This window comes from Bacteroides sp. DH3716P (assembly GCF_025914115.1).
Lineage (GTDB): Bacteria > Bacteroidota > Bacteroidia > Bacteroidales > Bacteroidaceae > Bacteroides > Bacteroides ovatus.
The window spans coordinates 3,141,704-3,156,991 of sequence record NZ_CP083673.1; the positions used below are offsets into that span (position 1 = coordinate 3,141,704).

Genomic DNA, 15,288 nt, shown 5'->3' on the forward strand with positions numbered 1-15,288 from the left:
CCAATGAAATACGGAGTTAACAGACAAATCTTACTTATCACAGCCGGTGCCGTCTGGATTATAGCCGGTGCCAATATTCTGCGAATAGGAATTGTGACCTGGTTAAACACTTCCCAAGATTGGATGTTCAAAATAGGAGAAGCCACCGTGGTTTTCTTATTATTCTTCGTATTGGTTTTCAGAAGGCTCTACTATAAACATACCCAGCGAATCGAGCAAAAGAAAGAACGCCGGAATTGTCCGTTCTCCTTTTTCGATGTGAAAAGCTGGATTACAATGATATTCATGATTTCCCTGGGAATCACCATCCGTAGCTTCCACCTCCTGCCCGAAACGTTCATTTCTGTTTTCTATACCGGATTATCCATCGCCCTCATCCTGACAGGAGTGCTTTTCATCCGTTACTGGTGGATCAGGCGCAAGACTTTTGCCAGTTGAGCCGTCTCCTATATATTCCAATCAAATATAAACATCTAATAATTTTTATTACCTGATGTTTTGAAGCAAAAGATTTCATTCTTTTTTGTTGTATCTTTGCGCGGCTATCAACAAGCAGTAGCCGGAAAATAAATAAAAGGTTATAAGAATCAAGATGAAAAAAGCTCCCTCTCCCCTCGTATCGTTGATACCGATTGTTGTACTGGTGTTATTATTGTTTGCCACTATCCGTACCTTTGGCAGTGATGCCCTAAGCGGCGGAAGTCAAGTGTCATTGCTTACCACTACAGCCATTTGTATCCTGATCGGTATGGTGTTTTATAAGATTCCCTGGAAAGATTACGAGCTCGCCATCACCAACAATATTGCTGGAGTGGCAACAGCCATCATCATTCTGTTGATAATCGGTGCGTTGAGTGGCATTTGGATGATTAGCGGAGTAGTGCCGACTTTAATCTATTACGGGATGCAAATTATCCATCCCAGTTTCTTCCTGGCATCGACCTGCATCATCTGCGCGTTGATTTCTGTAATGACCGGAAGTTCGTGGACCACTATTGCCACTATCGGTATTGCATTGATGGGTATCGGAAAGGCGCAAGGCTTTGAAGATGGATGGATTGCCGGAGCTATCATTTCGGGGGCATACTTCGGGGATAAAATATCTCCTTTATCCGAAACCACTATCCTGGCGTCTTCCATCACAGACACTCCCCTGTTCCGTCACATTCGTTATATGATGATTACCACGGTACCGTCTCTTATCATCACACTGATTATTTTCACAGTGGCAGGACTTTCCCATGATGCCAGCAATACACAACATATTGCGGAGGTGGCAACCGCTTTGAACGAAAAGTTTCATATTACTCCGTGGTTGTTAATAGTCCCTGTTGTAACCGGAATACTGATAGCACGGAAAGTACCCTCTATCGTTACGCTGTTCCTATCCACTCTGCTGGCTGGTGTCTTTGCTTTGATATTTCAGCCGGAGTTGTTGCAAGAGATTTCCGGAGTTGCCGTTTCCGGATTCGATTCTTTGTTCAAAGGACTGATGATGACCGTCTATGGAGCGACAAATTTACATACAGACAATGCCGTTCTGACAGATTTAATCGCCACACGTGGTATGGCGGGAATGATGAATACGATTTGGCTGATTCTGTGTGCCATGTGTTTTGGCGGGGCAATGACAGCAAGCGGTATGCTGGGAAGTATCACTTCCATCTTCGTCCGCTTCATGAAGAAAACAGTCAGCGTGGTTGGAGCGACAGTCTGCTCCGGCCTGTTTCTTAATCTGACAACTGCCGACCAATACATCAGTATCATTCTGACGGGAAATATGTTTCGTGATATTTATGCCAAGAAAGGGTATGAAAGTTGCTTACTAAGCCGTACGACGGAAGATGCAGTAACCGTTACATCCGTATTGATTCCGTGGAATAGTTGCGGAATGACACAAGCTACTATCCTAAGTGTACCCACACTTGTGTATCTACCTTATTGTTTTTTCAACATTATCAGCCCCTTAATGAGTATCACTGTGGCAGCCATCGGATATAAAATTGCAAGACGTTCGTGAACAATCTGGCATACACTTTGTTTTTGCAATAAACGAACAACGTATTAAACCTAAACAAAAAAAAGTTATGAAAAAGTTTATTGCATTAGTAGCATTAGTATTAGTAAGTGCAAGCACAATGATGTATGCACAAGAAAGTAACGCAGCAGCACGCCGCGCAGAAAGAAAAGCTCAAAGAGATGCAGAAAGAGCAAAACTCCGTGCCGAAGAAGAGGTACAGGACATGGCAGCCTATCAACAAGCTGTACAGGCTTTGAAGAACAAGCAATTTGTATTGGAAGCTAATCAAGTTGTCTTCCGCAACGGTATGAGTGCTTTTGTTACTTCAAACACCAACTTCGTCTTGATGAACGGCAACAGAGCTACCGTACAGACTGCTTTCAACACTCCTTACCCAGGTCCTAACGGAATCGGTGGTGTTACAGTAGATGGTAATTCTTCGGATATGAAGATGAATATCGACAAAAAAGGAAATGTGAACTGCTCATTCAGCGTTCAGGGTATCGGCATCTCCGCTCAAGTATTTATCAATATGAGCAGCGGAAACAATACTGCTTCAGTTAGCATCAGCCCGAACTTCAGCAACAATAACCTGACATTGAACGGAAATATCGTTCCGCTTGACCAGTCAAATATCTTCAAAGGACGTTCCTGGTAATCCGGATACAAGAATCTTATCATAACTCCGCTACAAATCACGCAAAATGCGTATATTTGTAACGGAGTTTTTTTATTCATCATTGCTTATGAGAGAAGTTATCATCGCAGACAATCAGGATATCAGTAAGGCAGGAATGATGTTCCTGCTAAGTAAACAAAAGGAAGTATCCCTCCTTTTAGAAGCTGATAACAAGGCTGAACTGATTCAGCAGCTACGATTGCATCCGCAAGCGGTGATTGTATTGGATTATACACTGTTCAATTTTGCCGGGGCGGATGAATTAATTGTCTTGCAGGAAAGATTCAAGGAAGCCGACTGGATTCTATTCTCTGACGAACTTAGCCTGAACTTTCTCCGCCAGGTACTGTTCAGCAGTATGGCTTTCGGGATAGTGATGAAAGATAATTCAAAAGAAGAAATCATGACTGCCATTCAATGTGCCACCCGCAAACAACGGTATATTTGCAATCATGTCAGCAATCTGTTGCTTTCGGGAACTTCTTCTCCGCTGGCAGCGTCAAGCATGGACGACCATTTGCTGACGCAGACAGAAAAGAATATCCTAAAAGAAATTGCATTAGGGAAAACAACGAAAGAGATTGCAGCAGAGAAAAATCTTAGTTTCCATACGATCAACAGCCATCGTAAGAATATCTTTCGCAAATTGGGGGTGAATAATGTGCACGAGGCTACTAAATATGCGATGAGGGCAGGGATTGTGGATTTAGCCGAATACTATATCTGACACCGCTATTCACTAACCTCTACCCCTCTAAGGGAACTATTTAACAGATGATTTCTCCGCTTCCCACACAAACTTTCGCCTCTTCATCATAAATCACCCCAAACTGCCCCGGAGCAATGCCTTGCAGCTTTTCAGAGGACAAAATGTGGAATTGCTTCTCTCCTTCCTGTATCAGTTTTCCTTTGGTAAAGTCGGGAGTGTGACGAATCTTGAAAGTGATGTCTATCTCCTTCTCCTGCCCTTTCCAGGGATTATCAGTAATGAAATGGAAATCATGCATCCGGAATTCATTGCCGTACTGTGTTTCCACACCGTAACCGCGGGACACATAAATTGTATTTTCTTCAATATCCTTCTTGACTACGAACCAGGGACCACCACTCAATCCAAGCCCTTTGCGCTGGCCGATTGTGTGAAACCAATAGCCGCGATGTGTACCCAATTTCTTTCCGGTTTCCAATTCAATAATCGCCCCTTCCTTTTCTCCTAAAAAGCGACGGACAAAATCATTGTAGTTTATCTTCCCGAGAAAACAGATACCCTGACTATCTTTCCTTCTGGCACTCGGCAATCCGGCTTTATTGGCAATCTCACGTACTTCTTGTTTCATCAAACCTCCAATGGGAAACATGAGTTTGGAAACTTGCAGGTAATCAATCTGTGCGAGAAAGTCTGTCTGGTCTTTCACAGGGTCTTTCGCTGTGCCCAACCAAGTTTTACCGTTGCGTTGCAAGGTGGTGGCATAATGACCGGTTGCCGTAAAGTCGAAGTCTTTCCCAACACGCTGTTCAAAGCAACCGAATTTGATAAGCTTATTACACATCACATCCGGATTAGGCGTCAGTCCCTGCCGGATTTTATCAATGGCATAGGCCGCTACATTCTCCCAATACTCCTGATGCAAATCCACTACCTCCAAAGACAGACCGTACTTACGTGCCGTAGCAGTAGATAATTCAATATCTTCCTCTGCCGAACAGTCCATATATTCCGCTCCGTCCATGCCTATCTTAATATAAAAAAGAGTGGGCTTATATCCTTGCTCACAAAGGAGATGTACAACAACCGAACTGTCGACACCTCCTGATAATAATGCAGCTATATCCATGAATAATGATTCGTCTATTAATAACGTTCTATATGTAAGCTAATACCTATTAAAAAATTCTATGCTACAAAGATAAGGCAAGAATCTCTAACAGCCAATCACATATTGAAGGCATTTTTATACCATAAATGTGGTAGATAAGCAAAGTATTTCCTACATTTGCACAGTAAAAAGCTTTTTATGATGACGAAATTAAGAAAGATAATCCTCATACCTGCCCTGAGCATCGTATTTATCAGTGGCTTTTTCTCCTGTGGTGTCGACCGCTGGCCGGAGTATGCCCATCAGACCGCACTGGATACATGGATGTACGACATCATGCAGCAGAACTATCTGTGGTATCAAGATCTACCTTCCTACGATGATGTGAATCTGTTTTTGGAACCTGCCTCGTTCTTGTCTAAAGTGAAATCGAAAAGCGACAGTTACTCGTTTGTAGATTCTGTGATGGAAACTCCCCTACCTACCTATGGATTTGATTATTCACTAGTTCGAAGTGCGGATATTGATACAGCTTATAATGCGTTAATTACTTACGTCATTCCCGGTTCACCGGCAGAAGCGGCCGGATTGGTGCGCGGTGACTGGATTATGAAAGTCGATACTTCTTACATCAGCAAGAAATACGAGACTCAATTGCTACAGGGAACCAAAGCCCGGGATTTGGTGATGGGTGAATGGAAAAAAGTTCCTGTGACAGAAGAGGAAGATCAAACAAACGTTGATACGGAAGAAGGAGGAGAAGGAGAAACAGAATATGTGTACAAAGTAGTACCTAACGGCAAAACCCTAAAACTACCTGCGGCACGATCCGTTGAAGATAATCCGGTACATAAGTATACAGTACTGCCAGCAGAAGAGAATGGCCAAAAAATCAAAGTAGGGTATCTCATGTACAGTAGTTTCACAGCCGGCACCAACAGTGATCCGGACAAGTACAATAACGAACTGCGACAAATTTCACAAGAATTCAAGACAGCAGGCGTAAAATATGTTATACTTGACTTACGTTATAACGCCGGTGGTTCATTGGACTGCGTTCAGTTATTAGGTACAATTTTGACTTCAGAAGTACGATTAAATAAGCCGATGGCCTATCTGGAGTATAATAATAAAAACAGGGACAAGGATGCCACCATCAACTTTGATAGTGAAATATTAAAGAGCGGTGTTAATTTAGACCTGCCCGGTCTGTTTGCTATCACAAGCAGTACAACAGCTGGAGCACCGGAAATGTTAATCAGAAGTCTCTTCCTGAAAGACAGCTATCCTGTCGTAACCATCGGTGGTGTCACAAAAGGACAAAACGTAGCAACAGAACAATTCATTAATGAAGAATTTCTGTGGTCAGTCAACCCGGTAGTATGTACTGTTTATGATTCCAATCACGATGCCGGAGGAGCTATCTCACCTGCAACAGATCTTAAAATCAGTGAAACGACCATTGATGGAGTTACTAATTACAGTGAGTTTCTGCCATTCGGTGACCCAAATGAAAGATTATTAAAAGTAGCCATCGGTGTTATAGAAGGCACTTATCCCCCGGAAAAAGAAGAAGATACAACTACAAAAGCACAATTCAAGATTGAGAAAAGTGTTATTAGTCCCGCAAGTAGGCGGTTTGTCGGTGGTGGCGGTCTAAAGATTAAATAGAAGCAAAGCAAGAACCAAATAGAATGAAAAGAAGTGCTCCCCAAAAGTTTCTTATATAACTTTTGGGGAGCACTTCTTTTCGTTTTTCACCACACTTCTTGTCAATAGCAGATTTACGCATCATTAACAAAAGAATCCCATTATTCCACCTTTTCAAAACAGACCGTCTGATTCTACTAAACAAAGCGTTGGTTTACATCTAAGAAAGTACGTATTTTTTATAAGTGATTGAGAATGAGATAAGTTTTTATCTCATAAAAAGAAGAGGTTACGAATTAGAAATAAACAGAATGTAGCATCCTGCTGTGATTTGCATAACCATCCAAAGAACTCTTTCGGTTGCAAAGGTACGATATTTAATCGGGGATAAAGAATGTTTTAAGATTTTTTATCCCCGATTTTTTGCTTGGGTAAATCTGTTTTTATTAAACCATATTCTTCTCTATTCTTTGCTATTTCCATTTCAATCCATTCAAACATATGTGGCAAGGGTTCCTGTTTTTTGAATGGTCTATTTCGTTTGCATATTCTCATTCTTTCGTGTATTTTGTATAAAAGTCAGCCGTCGTCGCAGAAAGACAGTCCTCGTACCTCAGACTAACTTCCTCCGACTATGGCACGGCAAGAAAAATCCTTGGCGGTATGCCTTGAAATACTTCAAGACTATACTGCCAAGGACTTTTCTTTGTTTGCCGTGCTGACAACGGCTGACTTTTATAGCCACAACTCGCAGTTCCATTTTTTATCGCACAATCCAAACGACATGAAACAGTGGTACGCCACCCTTTCATGTCTCAGTAGTACGGCATGAGGAAAAGTGCTTCTTTTTGTCGGTTGCAGGCTAACCGATCAAAAGAAACACCATTCCTTGATTTGCCGTACCATTTTGTTTGCATACTCCACCGCAAAAAAGAAGTCATTGATGTAAACCTCAACGACCACTTTCATGCTTGGCTGCACAGCCTTGGAGAAAACCCGATGCAAGAAGCATGGATAAGCCATACTCTTCTTTCACCGGAATTTCTCTGAAGGCTGTGCCATTCTTGTATGCGATTTCCATTTTCCTAAAAACATTTGCAAGACAGTAATTATATTCATTTCTCAGAAATGAGTATGCGATAATCGTGCAGTCCCAAAACTTCCGTGAAGTTTCTATTTTCATTTGCCGCTCTGATTTTCTTTCCTCCACAAGGTCTTTCCTTTTGGCATCAACCGTTATCGTGCAGGTGCAAAGGTATGGCAGCGGGCTTTGGAAATAAAAGGTCGAGCCTTCGGTTTTCGAAAAAATCTCCACACCGTTGGGTAGTATTTTTCCGAAAAACCTTGTATTTCCAGCCTCGCCGCCCTTGAAAGGCACCTGAAACGAAACGACCGATGCGACAGGAAGACGCAAAAAAAATGTCGGAAAAGGGAGCGACAAAAAGGTGAAGAAACGAGAACTTCCCTTCAGTTCCTGGAACCGCAAATAAATTTAATTCAAGGCTATATGACAACAAACATCAACATAACACAGACTTGGTGGAGATTACTCTCCGCAGTCGGCTCAACCCTCATCACTTTGGTGGCTTGGTTGGGATATATGGCTCTCTGCATGGTCGGTGAAGTCATATTGGGAATTGTGAAGTTCATCTTCGGCATCATCATTTCCATTCTTTCTATGGTGGTACTGATTGGAACATTCATTTGGTTATTAACACTTTAAAGTACAAGCGATATGAACAGAAGCATTGAAGCGATACCTACATGGGCACTCTGCTACATCATCAATGGCGATGCAAGCGGACTGACAGACGAGGAAATCCGTATGGTGGACGAAGCCATACGCAAGAACAATATTGAGATAGTAAGTCCAAGATACAACGAGGACATGTGCACAGAACCTTACTTCAGCCATTATCCGTTCTTCGGACTGCCTACAGAAGTTGAGGACTGCGACATCATCTATCACGAGTAACAACCCCTTTAACAACATCAGATATGAACACTACAGAATATTTCAAGAGAACCATACAAGCCTATTTGGAGGAGCGTGCTATGGAGGACGAACTCTTTGCAGCCAAGTATGACAACCCCGACAAGAACATAGACGATTGCGTCACCTATATCCTTAATTGGGTACAGAAGAGCGGTTGCAACGGCTTTTGCGATGACGAGATATATGGGCAAGCCATCCACTACTACGAGGAGAAGGACATCGAGGTAGGAAAACCATTGAACTGCCAAGTGTCTGTCAACCACCACATCGAACTCACAGAGGAGGAGAAGGCACATGCAAGAAAGGAAGCCATCCGCCAATATCAGCAAGAGCAGATGAACAAGATGCGTAACAGAGATACCGCCAAGCGCACCTCACAGAGAACGGAAACAGAAGTACACCAACCATCATTATTCGACACGTTATGAAACCAAGAACGAAATATCAGAAGCAAGTCGTAACCTCAAACAAGGGGTTACGACCTATCAAGGGAGCGCAAATGCAATGGGCATTCCGTGAGTGTCTTGACCACTATGTCTTTCAGTTGAAGCACGGACAGACCACCTGCATGGACTGCGGACACACTTGGACTACGGAAGAGGATGCGGACAAATGTGTCTGCCCGAAGTGTAAGGCAAAGTTGGAAGTGCAGCGCACCAAGCGACAGAAGGCAATGTCTTCTACCTATTTCAGCGTACTCACTGAGCGTAAGGGACTGCAACTTATGCGAGCATATCAGATGAAAGCATACTACCGCAAGGGACAAAAGGCAAACATTTATTGTTGGGAGGTGGCACGCTATTGGATGAACGAGAAAGGCAAGGTGGAGGTTATGGCACGCAAGCGCACAATGGGTATCTATATGGACACGTTCTGCTACGACTCCGACATTGAACTGCGCAGGGACAACACCACCTATCAGCATATTGCTTCATTTCCGGTCTGCCCCGATATGAAAGTCATTCCTCAGATATGGCGCAACGGCTTTGACGGAGCGTTTCACGGCATCGAACCGCTTACATTGTTCAAGGCGATGCTGACAGACCACCGCATCGAAACGATGATGAAACAATGTCGTTACGGACACGTCCGCCACTTCATAGACCATCCACGGCACTTGGAAACTTGTTGGAATGCCTACAAGATAGCCAACCGCAACCATTACCTTATTACAGACATCGGCAAATGGGCGGACTACATCTGTATGTTGGTAGAAATGGGCAAAGACATCAGAAGTCCACATTACATTTGTCCCGACAACCTTGAAGCCGAGCACGACAGAATATCCGAGAAAATCAGAGCCAAGAAAGAAAAGGAGCGCACCGAGGAGGAGATACGCAAGGCATTGAAGAACGAGGACAAATTCAAGGAAATGAAGAGCCGTTTCTTCGGTTTGATGTTCACGGACGGCAATATCGTGGTGAGAATGCTTGAAAGCGTCAGGGAGCACGTTCTTGAGGGTAAGGCGATGCACCATTGCGTAGGCAGCGGTACAAACTACTCACTCAATCCCGACTGCATCATCTTCTCAGCAAGAATAGCCGAACAAAGGGTTGAAACAGTGGAGTTTTCTCTCGAACAGATGAAAGTCGTACAATGCCACGGACTACAGAACAAGGACACCGAGTACCATGCCGACATCATCAACTTGGTGAACAGCAATGCAAGACTTATAGAGCAACGAATGGTTGCAACGACATGAAATCCATATCGGCGGAGCGATGAAAATTCGTTCCGCCACTTTCTTCATGAGCCGAGGAGCGGAAAGAAAGTGGCAAAGAACCGTTTTTTCCTTATCTGCGATGCTTGCAGAATAACAAAGGACAGCCCAAATCAAAAGGACTGTCCTTTATTCATAAATCGTTTTTTCTGTTCCTTGGGAGATAGTCCCATCTGGCGATTGACACTTTTGCTTACTAATGCGGCATGATGCCGTCCTATGGATTCAGTGGCAAGCTGAGATTTTAGCCGTAGTCTTTCTTTTTCATTGGCGTACTCTTAATTTATTGTCAGAGGCGATACGACTTGAGACCTTCATCGAATGCAGCCTTGATTTCGGCTGCATAGGCATTGAAGTGTTCGTTGATGATGTTATCCACATAACTTGCAATGGAAATCTTTCCCTTGCCTACGATACTGACAAATTTAGTCACACGCTCATGAATGTCCTCGCTGATGCCAACATGTCTGCCATATCTTGCGGTAAAACCTGCATTTGCCATGAACTTACCGACATACTGCTCAGCACGCTCTTTCTCCATTCTGTCGATTGGCTCAAATTCACCCACATCATAATTCTCATATGCTGCATCTTCATCAAAACACTCCTCCTTGTCGGAAATAGTTGACGATGTACGGTCTTGAAATGTCTCTTCAAGACAAGCGTCAATCTGTTTTCCAGCTTCCTCCATTGTCTCTTCATAATTTCTCATGAAAGCCTCATACAACTCCTTGGCATCTGTCGAAGTGAGTTGTCCTTTACCACAGTTTTTTGTTTTGTCTGCCATAATTATTTTTTTAATTGTTATACAAAATCTCTGCTATTGAAATACTTGTTGACTATTGAAAATCCAACCTCAACAGTTTTTGTCAGATACCTGACATATGCAATTCCATCAACGCATCTATTTTGCGTTTAATAATCTTTGAGCGTTCTGCGATTTCAGCTTGTAGCTTTTTGCTGTTCATTTCCGAGAATATCTTGCCCACATGTGCAAATCTATCCTTTGTTGCATTGTTCTCTTCTGTTCTTTCCATAATTCTCCTTATTAAATTGTTATACAAAGTCGAGGATATTGAAGTCCTCTATACAGTCTGGCACCTTAAACTCTTTCTTTGGCTTGGAAATCTCTACAATCTTATGAGTTTGCAAGTAGAAGGTGACGTAATCATGGATGTTCTTCTTGCACTCCTCGCTGTTCTCCATGAATTTCTCATAGAATTGGCTGCCATCCATCTCATGGAAAACCTTGCCTGCATGTCTTTTCTCCTTGTCCGTTGCTTTCGGTGCCTTGACGGTATTCACAGCTGCGTCAATGTCCTCAAAACTTGACCCTTTGGCTTGTGGCACATCGGCATCTTCCTTATTGTCAGAATATTTCACACCAATATCTTCTATGCGAACATTCGTAAACACATCATCAAGCTGTTCGTCAGAAATCCGTGCCGTACTCTTTGGAGAATCGTCAAATGTCACGTCATTATCCGATACGGACATGGATTCTGTTTGTTTTTGTTCCGTTTCTTCTTTCTTCCGCAGTTGGGACACTTTGAAAAGACTTTTGCCTACAAGTGCCATCGGGTCGATAGGCGTTTTTTTCTCCTTTTCCTTGCCGTTCGCAACTTCAAGGAGCAACTTGTTGTAAAAATAGATAGTCCAAACATTGAATGCAGCCAAGACTATCAAGAATATAGTTTCCATTGTCATGCTTGTTCCTTTTTGTTACACATTCCAATCGTCAATCTCTTTTCTCAGCAAGCCGTTGATTTCTTCCTGGTTCTCTTCAAGATGTCTCTCAAGAATAAGGTCGATGTAACCACCGACTGTCAACTCATGCTTTGCGAGCACACTGACTATTCTTGAAATTCTCCTGTGTATCTCACGGCTGATATAAACGCATTGACGAGTCTTTATCTCGTTTCGCTTGAAGAATGCCGAATCGTAACTTTCCGAAGAAGCCTTGGGAGGCTTGCGTGAAATTGGCGACTTATCGGTCTGCGAGCATTGGGACTTCCAGCCAACCTCTTCTTTCTCTTCGGTATCTTTCACTTGGGATTGGGAAGCTCCGTCAAGAATGGATGCCGTTGTCGTGCCAATCTTGCTCTTGCCAATAGAGGCAATGAGCAGATTTTCATCTATTGCGTCAGTGTTGATTTTTCTGCTTACCATAGGCTCATGTCTTTATGATTTCACAAATCTCGTCGGACAACTCCTTGATGCCACTCCCTCGCAACAGGTTTGGGTCTGATGGAAAGATGGTGGAACGGAACACTGCCTTTCTGTTCTCCGACAGCTCTCTTCTGAAACGTTTGCTGTCTGGCAGTCGTGTGTTGAGAACCGAATAGTCGAGAGACTTGAACATACCTTCATATACATCATACAAACTCGTGCGTTCTCGTTTGTCAACCATTGTCCAAAAGAAAGCAAGTTTCTTGGTGACCGACCAACCCTGTGTCAAAAAGTTGTCGTGGAACAACTGCATGAAGCTCATTGCGCTTTCTACAACAAAGCGGTCTGCGCTGACGGGTATAAAGATGTAATCCATCTGAGACAAGGTCTTCATGACGCCCTCACTTTTGATAGTCCCAGGCATGTCAAAGAAGATGAAGTCAAGTTTAACCTCTGTTTCATTCAACACTGTCTCTGCGTCGTCAAGCGCATTGACAGCATTGCTTCTCGTTACGCTGAAGGACTTCTTGCCCAGCTTTTTGAAATGCCCACAGGCTTGCGCCTTGAAATAGTCGCTGCTTTTGATGAGTTCCAGTTCCTCGTCTCGCAGGTCTGCAAGGTTGTATTGTGGCTCGTCACAATCTATGACCGCCACATTGAAGCCCTTGACATTGTGAAAGTAGTTGGCTACAAGAGCCGTGATGGTGGACTTTCCTATTCCACCTTTCTGTGTCGCGAATGCAACAAATCTTGTTTTACTCATATTTTTAACTTTTTAAATTGTTGATAACTCACTTCTATGATATTCTGCCAATTTAACGATGTGGACACATAAGAGTCCATGTCTATAATTCATAGCTCCATTATGGAGACCTTGAACCATTGCAGTGCTTCATCATTTCCATACGACAGTACGACAGTGAATCAGTAAGTCTGTACGTCAGTAGCGCATCATTGATGCAAGGCGATACTACAATAATGACAGGTTTATTCATTTCTACAAATGCTTGTTTCATCATATTTTCAAATCATTAGTTCGATGTTTACGGCTGCAAAGTAACAATGCTTTTTCCGAAAAACAATGGTTTTCAAATCCTGTGGCAGCATGTTGCCGATAGTTGCAGTGGTTGTCTGGGGTGCATCTGTTCCAAGGGTGCTATTTTAGCCGTAATTTTGCACCCGAAAGGCAAAGCGATGGATAGCGCATCCATATCGTTCCGAGAAGAACAAGGCTTGATGTTCCGCAAAGGACTGGATTTCCCGAACAGCTTCCATTCGGGATAGGGACAGCTTCTTACGAAGGCTAACTTCAATCCACCCTAAGCGGATTTTTATGTCCTCAAAGACATAGCAAGGTATGTTTTGAGTTACTCAAAACCTTTGGAGTTACTCTCCAAAGACCTTGCCCTGCCGGGTTGGTAGCCTCTCCGAAGTCGGGCTCCCCATGTTCCAATCTGACGATAGTTTGTGCAATTCCATTATTGCCGCATGTACCACTTAATCCATTTTAATATGAACACAGAAAGAAAACGAGGGGGACGAATCCCAAAACTGAACCCGAAGTCGCACCATGTGATGCTTCGGTTCGACGATGACGAGTGGATGAAATTCCTCGTCATGTATGAGCAGACTGATGTGAAGGCAAAGGCTGTCTTTGCCAAGGCACGCATCTTCGGCGAGCCGTTCAAGGTGCTGCGCGAGGACAAGACACTGGTGGAATACTACACCAAGCTTTCTTCTTTTCACTCGCAGTACCGAATGATTGGCAACAACTACAACCAGGTTGTCAAGGAACTCCGTTGTCATTTCTCAGAGAAAAAGGCGATGGCTTTGCTCTATAAGCTGGAGAACTGCACCAGGGAACTGGTCTCTCTTACCCGTGAGATTGTTGAACTAACCCGTAAGTTTGAGGAAAGATGGTCGCAAAGATAAGTTTCGGAAGTTCATTGTACGGCGCTCTGGCATACAATGGTGAGAAGATTAACAAGGAAGAAGGAAAACTCTTGGCAACGAACAAGATCTTCGATGATTGTTCGGGAAAGACGAGCATCGCCAATGCCTTGCGTGATTTCCAGCGATACCTTTCTCCGCATATCAGAACGGAAAAGCCTGTCGTGCATATCTCCCTGAATCCGCATCCTGATGATGTGCTGACGGATATGGACATGGAGAACATCGCACGGGAATACTTGGAGCGCATGGGATATGGCAACCAGCCATACATGGTTTACAAGCATGAGGACATTGACCGTCACCACATGCACATCGTGACCATCCGGGTGGATGAGAACGGCAAGTGTTTGGATAGCCGATACAACTACCATAGGAGCAAGGCTATCACCCGTGACTTGGAGGAGAAATACAATCTCCACAAGGCGGACCGCAAGCAACGCCAGGCAGACAATCCACTCCGCAAGGTGGATGTAAGCCAAGGCAATGTGAAGAAGCAGGTTGCCAACACAGTAAAATCTCTCTGCGCTACCTACAGGTTCCAGTCCTTGGGCGAGTACCATGCACTTCTCTCCTTATATAATATATCCTTGGAGGAAGTCAGAGGCGAAGTTGGCGGTCGTGAGTATCATGGTTTTGTCTATTCTGCCACGGACGGACAGGGCAACAAGGTGGAAAATCCTTTCAAGGCTTCCAAGATTGACAAAACTGTCGGTGTGGAGGCAATAGAAAAACTGTTCGCTTATTCTGCCAAGAAGTTCAAGGAGGACAAGAAACTCTCCGAGATGACCAAACATAGTGTGGAGGCAGTGTTGAAGCAGACTTACCATAAGGATAAGTTCGTTGAACTGCTGAAAGCAAAGGGCATTGATGTTGTTTTCCGCCATACAGCTGACGGCCGTATCTACGGAGCAACATTCATTGACCACCGCACCCAAAGCGTGTTCAATGGTTCAAGGCTTGGAAAGAATCTTTCTGCCAATGCCCTGCAGGAGCACTTCACCTTGCCTTACGAGAATGAGCAGCCGATACCGCTTGCCATTCCAAAAGAAGAAGACTCTGGCTTGGAGCAGGAACTTCAAGGTTCTGGCTTGTTCGATGAGGACGGCAGCGGTCTTGGACTTATGTCTGGAGGAGGTTCATCAAATGAGGCACAGGAAGCAGCATTCGACAGAGAACTACGCAGAAAGAAAAAGAAGTGCAAAGGGCGAAGCCTTTAGTTGTATCATCAAGATTGGCTTTCTTGAACAATGGAGAAAGCCAGCTTTATGTAAAATCAAAGTATAA

20 protein-coding genes are annotated in these 15,288 nt (G+C 43.7%); 12 read left to right on the top strand and 8 right to left on the bottom strand.

From position 1 onward, the window contains the following. Positions 1 to 3: 3 nt before the first annotated feature. The 4 genes from KQP79_RS11545 (at position 4) to KQP79_RS11560 (ending at position 3,426) form a co-directional block, all read left to right on the top strand. A complete protein-coding gene (locus KQP79_RS11545) occupies positions 4 to 438 on the top strand; it encodes a hypothetical protein (protein ID WP_008018526.1) in 435 nt (144 codons plus the stop codon). Positions 439 to 592: 154 nt separating this feature from the next. Then, positions 593 to 2,020: a Na+/H+ antiporter NhaC gene (nhaC, locus tag KQP79_RS11550; protein WP_008021690.1), complete on the top strand. Its 1,428-nt coding sequence runs from the start codon at positions 593 to 595 to the stop codon at positions 2,018 to 2,020. A gap of 67 nt (positions 2,021 to 2,087) precedes the next feature. After that, the gene (locus tag KQP79_RS11555; protein WP_004305931.1) at positions 2,088 to 2,678 is read left to right on the top strand and encodes a DUF4251 domain-containing protein; all 591 of its coding nucleotides are present in this window, start codon (positions 2,088 to 2,090) and stop codon (positions 2,676 to 2,678) included. Positions 2,679 to 2,766: 88 nt separating this feature from the next. Next, positions 2,767 to 3,426, top strand: coding sequence for a response regulator transcription factor (locus tag KQP79_RS11560; RefSeq protein ID WP_061448515.1), 660 nt, complete (start codon positions 2,767 to 2,769; stop codon positions 3,424 to 3,426). Between the two features lie 40 nt (positions 3,427 to 3,466). On the opposite strand, the gene mnmA is transcribed toward KQP79_RS11560, so the two are convergent. Further along, a complete protein-coding gene (gene mnmA, locus KQP79_RS11565) occupies positions 3,467 to 4,534 on the bottom strand; it encodes a tRNA 2-thiouridine(34) synthase MnmA (protein WP_004305927.1) in 1,068 nt (355 codons plus the stop codon). A gap of 180 nt (positions 4,535 to 4,714) precedes the next feature. Here mnmA and KQP79_RS11570 point away from each other — a divergent pair, with 180 nt between their 5' ends. Next, positions 4,715 to 6,187, top strand: coding sequence for a S41 family peptidase (locus tag KQP79_RS11570; protein ID WP_004308603.1), 1,473 nt, complete (start codon positions 4,715 to 4,717; stop codon positions 6,185 to 6,187). Between the two features lie 378 nt (positions 6,188 to 6,565). Here KQP79_RS11570 and KQP79_RS11575 read toward each other — a convergent pair whose 3' ends face one another. Both KQP79_RS11575 and KQP79_RS11580 read right to left on the bottom strand, forming a co-directional pair. Further along, entirely contained in the window at positions 6,566 to 6,721 is a 156-nt protein-coding gene (locus KQP79_RS11575) for a hypothetical protein (RefSeq protein ID WP_234120669.1), read from the bottom strand. Positions 6,722 to 7,118: 397 nt separating this feature from the next. Next, entirely contained in the window at positions 7,119 to 7,652 is a 534-nt protein-coding gene (locus tag KQP79_RS11580) for a hypothetical protein (protein ID WP_234120671.1), read from the bottom strand. Positions 7,653 to 7,673: 21 nt separating this feature from the next. Here KQP79_RS11580 and KQP79_RS11585 point away from each other — a divergent pair, with 21 nt between their 5' ends. Genes KQP79_RS11585 through KQP79_RS11600 form a run of 4 tightly spaced genes read left to right on the top strand, consistent with a single transcriptional unit; the run spans position 7,674 to position 9,864 of the window. Then, positions 7,674 to 7,889: a hypothetical protein gene (locus KQP79_RS11585; protein WP_005823733.1), complete on the top strand. Its 216-nt coding sequence runs from the start codon at positions 7,674 to 7,676 to the stop codon at positions 7,887 to 7,889. Positions 7,890 to 7,901: 12 nt separating this feature from the next. Continuing rightward, positions 7,902 to 8,141, top strand: a complete 240-nt coding sequence (locus KQP79_RS11590; protein ID WP_089544682.1) for a DUF6926 domain-containing protein — start codon at positions 7,902 to 7,904, stop codon at positions 8,139 to 8,141. Between the two features lie 23 nt (positions 8,142 to 8,164). Further along, on the top strand, positions 8,165 to 8,590 hold the full coding sequence (locus KQP79_RS11595; RefSeq protein WP_234120673.1) for a PcfK-like family protein: 426 nt from the start codon (positions 8,165 to 8,167) through the stop codon (positions 8,588 to 8,590). Beyond that, positions 8,587 to 9,864 carry a PcfJ domain-containing protein gene (locus KQP79_RS11600; protein WP_234120675.1) on the top strand — a complete coding sequence of 426 codons (1,278 nt, stop codon included), beginning with the start codon at positions 8,587 to 8,589 and terminating at the stop codon, positions 9,862 to 9,864. Before KQP79_RS11595 ends, KQP79_RS11600 begins: the two co-directional genes overlap by 4 nt. A 307-nt stretch (positions 9,865 to 10,171) precedes the next feature. Here the strand turns inward: KQP79_RS11600 and KQP79_RS11605 are convergent, their stop codons facing one another. The 5 genes from KQP79_RS11605 to KQP79_RS11625 all read right to left on the bottom strand — a co-directional run bounded on the left by KQP79_RS11605 (position 10,172) and on the right by KQP79_RS11625 (position 12,814). Beyond that, positions 10,172 to 10,669, bottom strand: coding sequence for a DUF3408 domain-containing protein (locus KQP79_RS11605; RefSeq protein ID WP_230315341.1), 498 nt, complete (start codon positions 10,667 to 10,669; stop codon positions 10,172 to 10,174). Positions 10,670 to 10,751: 82 nt separating this feature from the next. Then, complete coding sequence (locus tag KQP79_RS11610; protein ID WP_234120678.1) at positions 10,752 to 10,919, bottom strand: hypothetical protein; 168 nt, start codon at positions 10,917 to 10,919, stop codon at positions 10,752 to 10,754. 19 nt (positions 10,920 to 10,938) lie between these two features. Next, positions 10,939 to 11,583, bottom strand: coding sequence for a hypothetical protein (locus tag KQP79_RS11615; protein ID WP_264386635.1), 645 nt, complete (start codon positions 11,581 to 11,583; stop codon positions 10,939 to 10,941). Positions 11,584 to 11,604: 21 nt separating this feature from the next. After that, positions 11,605 to 12,051 (bottom strand): DUF3408 domain-containing protein, encoded by a 447-nt coding sequence (locus tag KQP79_RS11620; RefSeq protein WP_120489994.1) that lies wholly within the window; start codon positions 12,049 to 12,051, stop codon positions 11,605 to 11,607. Between the two features lie 4 nt (positions 12,052 to 12,055). Beyond that, a complete protein-coding gene (locus KQP79_RS11625) occupies positions 12,056 to 12,814 on the bottom strand; it encodes a ParA family protein (protein ID WP_234120683.1) in 759 nt (252 codons plus the stop codon). A gap of 299 nt (positions 12,815 to 13,113) precedes the next feature. On the opposite strand from KQP79_RS11625, the gene KQP79_RS11630 reads away from it, so the two are divergent. The 3 genes from KQP79_RS11630 to mobB all read left to right on the top strand — a co-directional run bounded on the left by KQP79_RS11630 (position 13,114) and on the right by mobB (position 15,221). Continuing rightward, a complete protein-coding gene (locus tag KQP79_RS11630) occupies positions 13,114 to 13,335 on the top strand; it encodes a hypothetical protein (RefSeq protein ID WP_234120686.1) in 222 nt (73 codons plus the stop codon). 228 nt (positions 13,336 to 13,563) lie between these two features. Next, positions 13,564 to 13,983, top strand: a complete 420-nt coding sequence (mobA, locus tag KQP79_RS11635) for a conjugal transfer protein MobA (RefSeq protein ID WP_032856281.1) — start codon at positions 13,564 to 13,566, stop codon at positions 13,981 to 13,983. Then, positions 13,968 to 15,221: a conjugal transfer protein MobB gene (gene mobB, locus KQP79_RS11640; protein WP_234120688.1), complete on the top strand. Its 1,254-nt coding sequence runs from the start codon at positions 13,968 to 13,970 to the stop codon at positions 15,219 to 15,221. The genes mobA and mobB overlap by 16 nt, the downstream gene beginning before the upstream one ends. Positions 15,222 to 15,288 lie beyond the last annotated feature (67 nt).

Bases quoted from the DNA above. Each gene is read 5' to 3' on its own strand.
- KQP79_RS11545 (WP_008018526.1), top strand. From the start codon at position 4: ATGAAATACGGAGTTAACAGACAAATCTTACTTATCACAGCCGGTGCC.
- nhaC (WP_008021690.1), top strand. From the start codon at position 593: ATGAAAAAAGCTCCCTCTCCCCTCGTATCGTTGATACCGATTGTTGTA.
- KQP79_RS11555 (WP_004305931.1), top strand. From the start codon at position 2,088: ATGAAAAAGTTTATTGCATTAGTAGCATTAGTATTAGTAAGTGCAAGC.
- KQP79_RS11560 (WP_061448515.1), top strand. From the start codon at position 2,767: ATGAGAGAAGTTATCATCGCAGACAATCAGGATATCAGTAAGGCAGGA.
- mnmA (WP_004305927.1), bottom strand. From the start codon at position 4,534: ATGGATATAGCTGCATTATTATCAGGAGGTGTCGACAGTTCGGTTGTT.
- KQP79_RS11570 (WP_004308603.1), top strand. From the start codon at position 4,715: ATGATGACGAAATTAAGAAAGATAATCCTCATACCTGCCCTGAGCATC.
- KQP79_RS11575 (WP_234120669.1), bottom strand. From the start codon at position 6,721: ATGAGAATATGCAAACGAAATAGACCATTCAAAAAACAGGAACCCTTG.
- KQP79_RS11585 (WP_005823733.1), top strand. From the start codon at position 7,674: ATGACAACAAACATCAACATAACACAGACTTGGTGGAGATTACTCTCC.
- KQP79_RS11590 (WP_089544682.1), top strand. From the start codon at position 7,902: ATGAACAGAAGCATTGAAGCGATACCTACATGGGCACTCTGCTACATC.
- KQP79_RS11595 (WP_234120673.1), top strand. From the start codon at position 8,165: ATGAACACTACAGAATATTTCAAGAGAACCATACAAGCCTATTTGGAG.
- KQP79_RS11600 (WP_234120675.1), top strand. From the start codon at position 8,587: ATGAAACCAAGAACGAAATATCAGAAGCAAGTCGTAACCTCAAACAAG.
- KQP79_RS11605 (WP_230315341.1), bottom strand. From the start codon at position 10,669: ATGGCAGACAAAACAAAAAACTGTGGTAAAGGACAACTCACTTCGACA.
- KQP79_RS11610 (WP_234120678.1), bottom strand. From the start codon at position 10,919: ATGGAAAGAACAGAAGAGAACAATGCAACAAAGGATAGATTTGCACAT.
- KQP79_RS11615 (WP_264386635.1), bottom strand. From the start codon at position 11,583: ATGGAAACTATATTCTTGATAGTCTTGGCTGCATTCAATGTTTGGACT.
- KQP79_RS11620 (WP_120489994.1), bottom strand. From the start codon at position 12,051: ATGGTAAGCAGAAAAATCAACACTGACGCAATAGATGAAAATCTGCTC.
- KQP79_RS11625 (WP_234120683.1), bottom strand. From the start codon at position 12,814: ATGAGTAAAACAAGATTTGTTGCATTCGCGACACAGAAAGGTGGAATA.
- KQP79_RS11630 (WP_234120686.1), top strand. From the start codon at position 13,114: ATGCTTTTTCCGAAAAACAATGGTTTTCAAATCCTGTGGCAGCATGTT.
- mobA (WP_032856281.1), top strand. From the start codon at position 13,564: ATGAACACAGAAAGAAAACGAGGGGGACGAATCCCAAAACTGAACCCG.
- mobB (WP_234120688.1), top strand. From the start codon at position 13,968: ATGGTCGCAAAGATAAGTTTCGGAAGTTCATTGTACGGCGCTCTGGCA.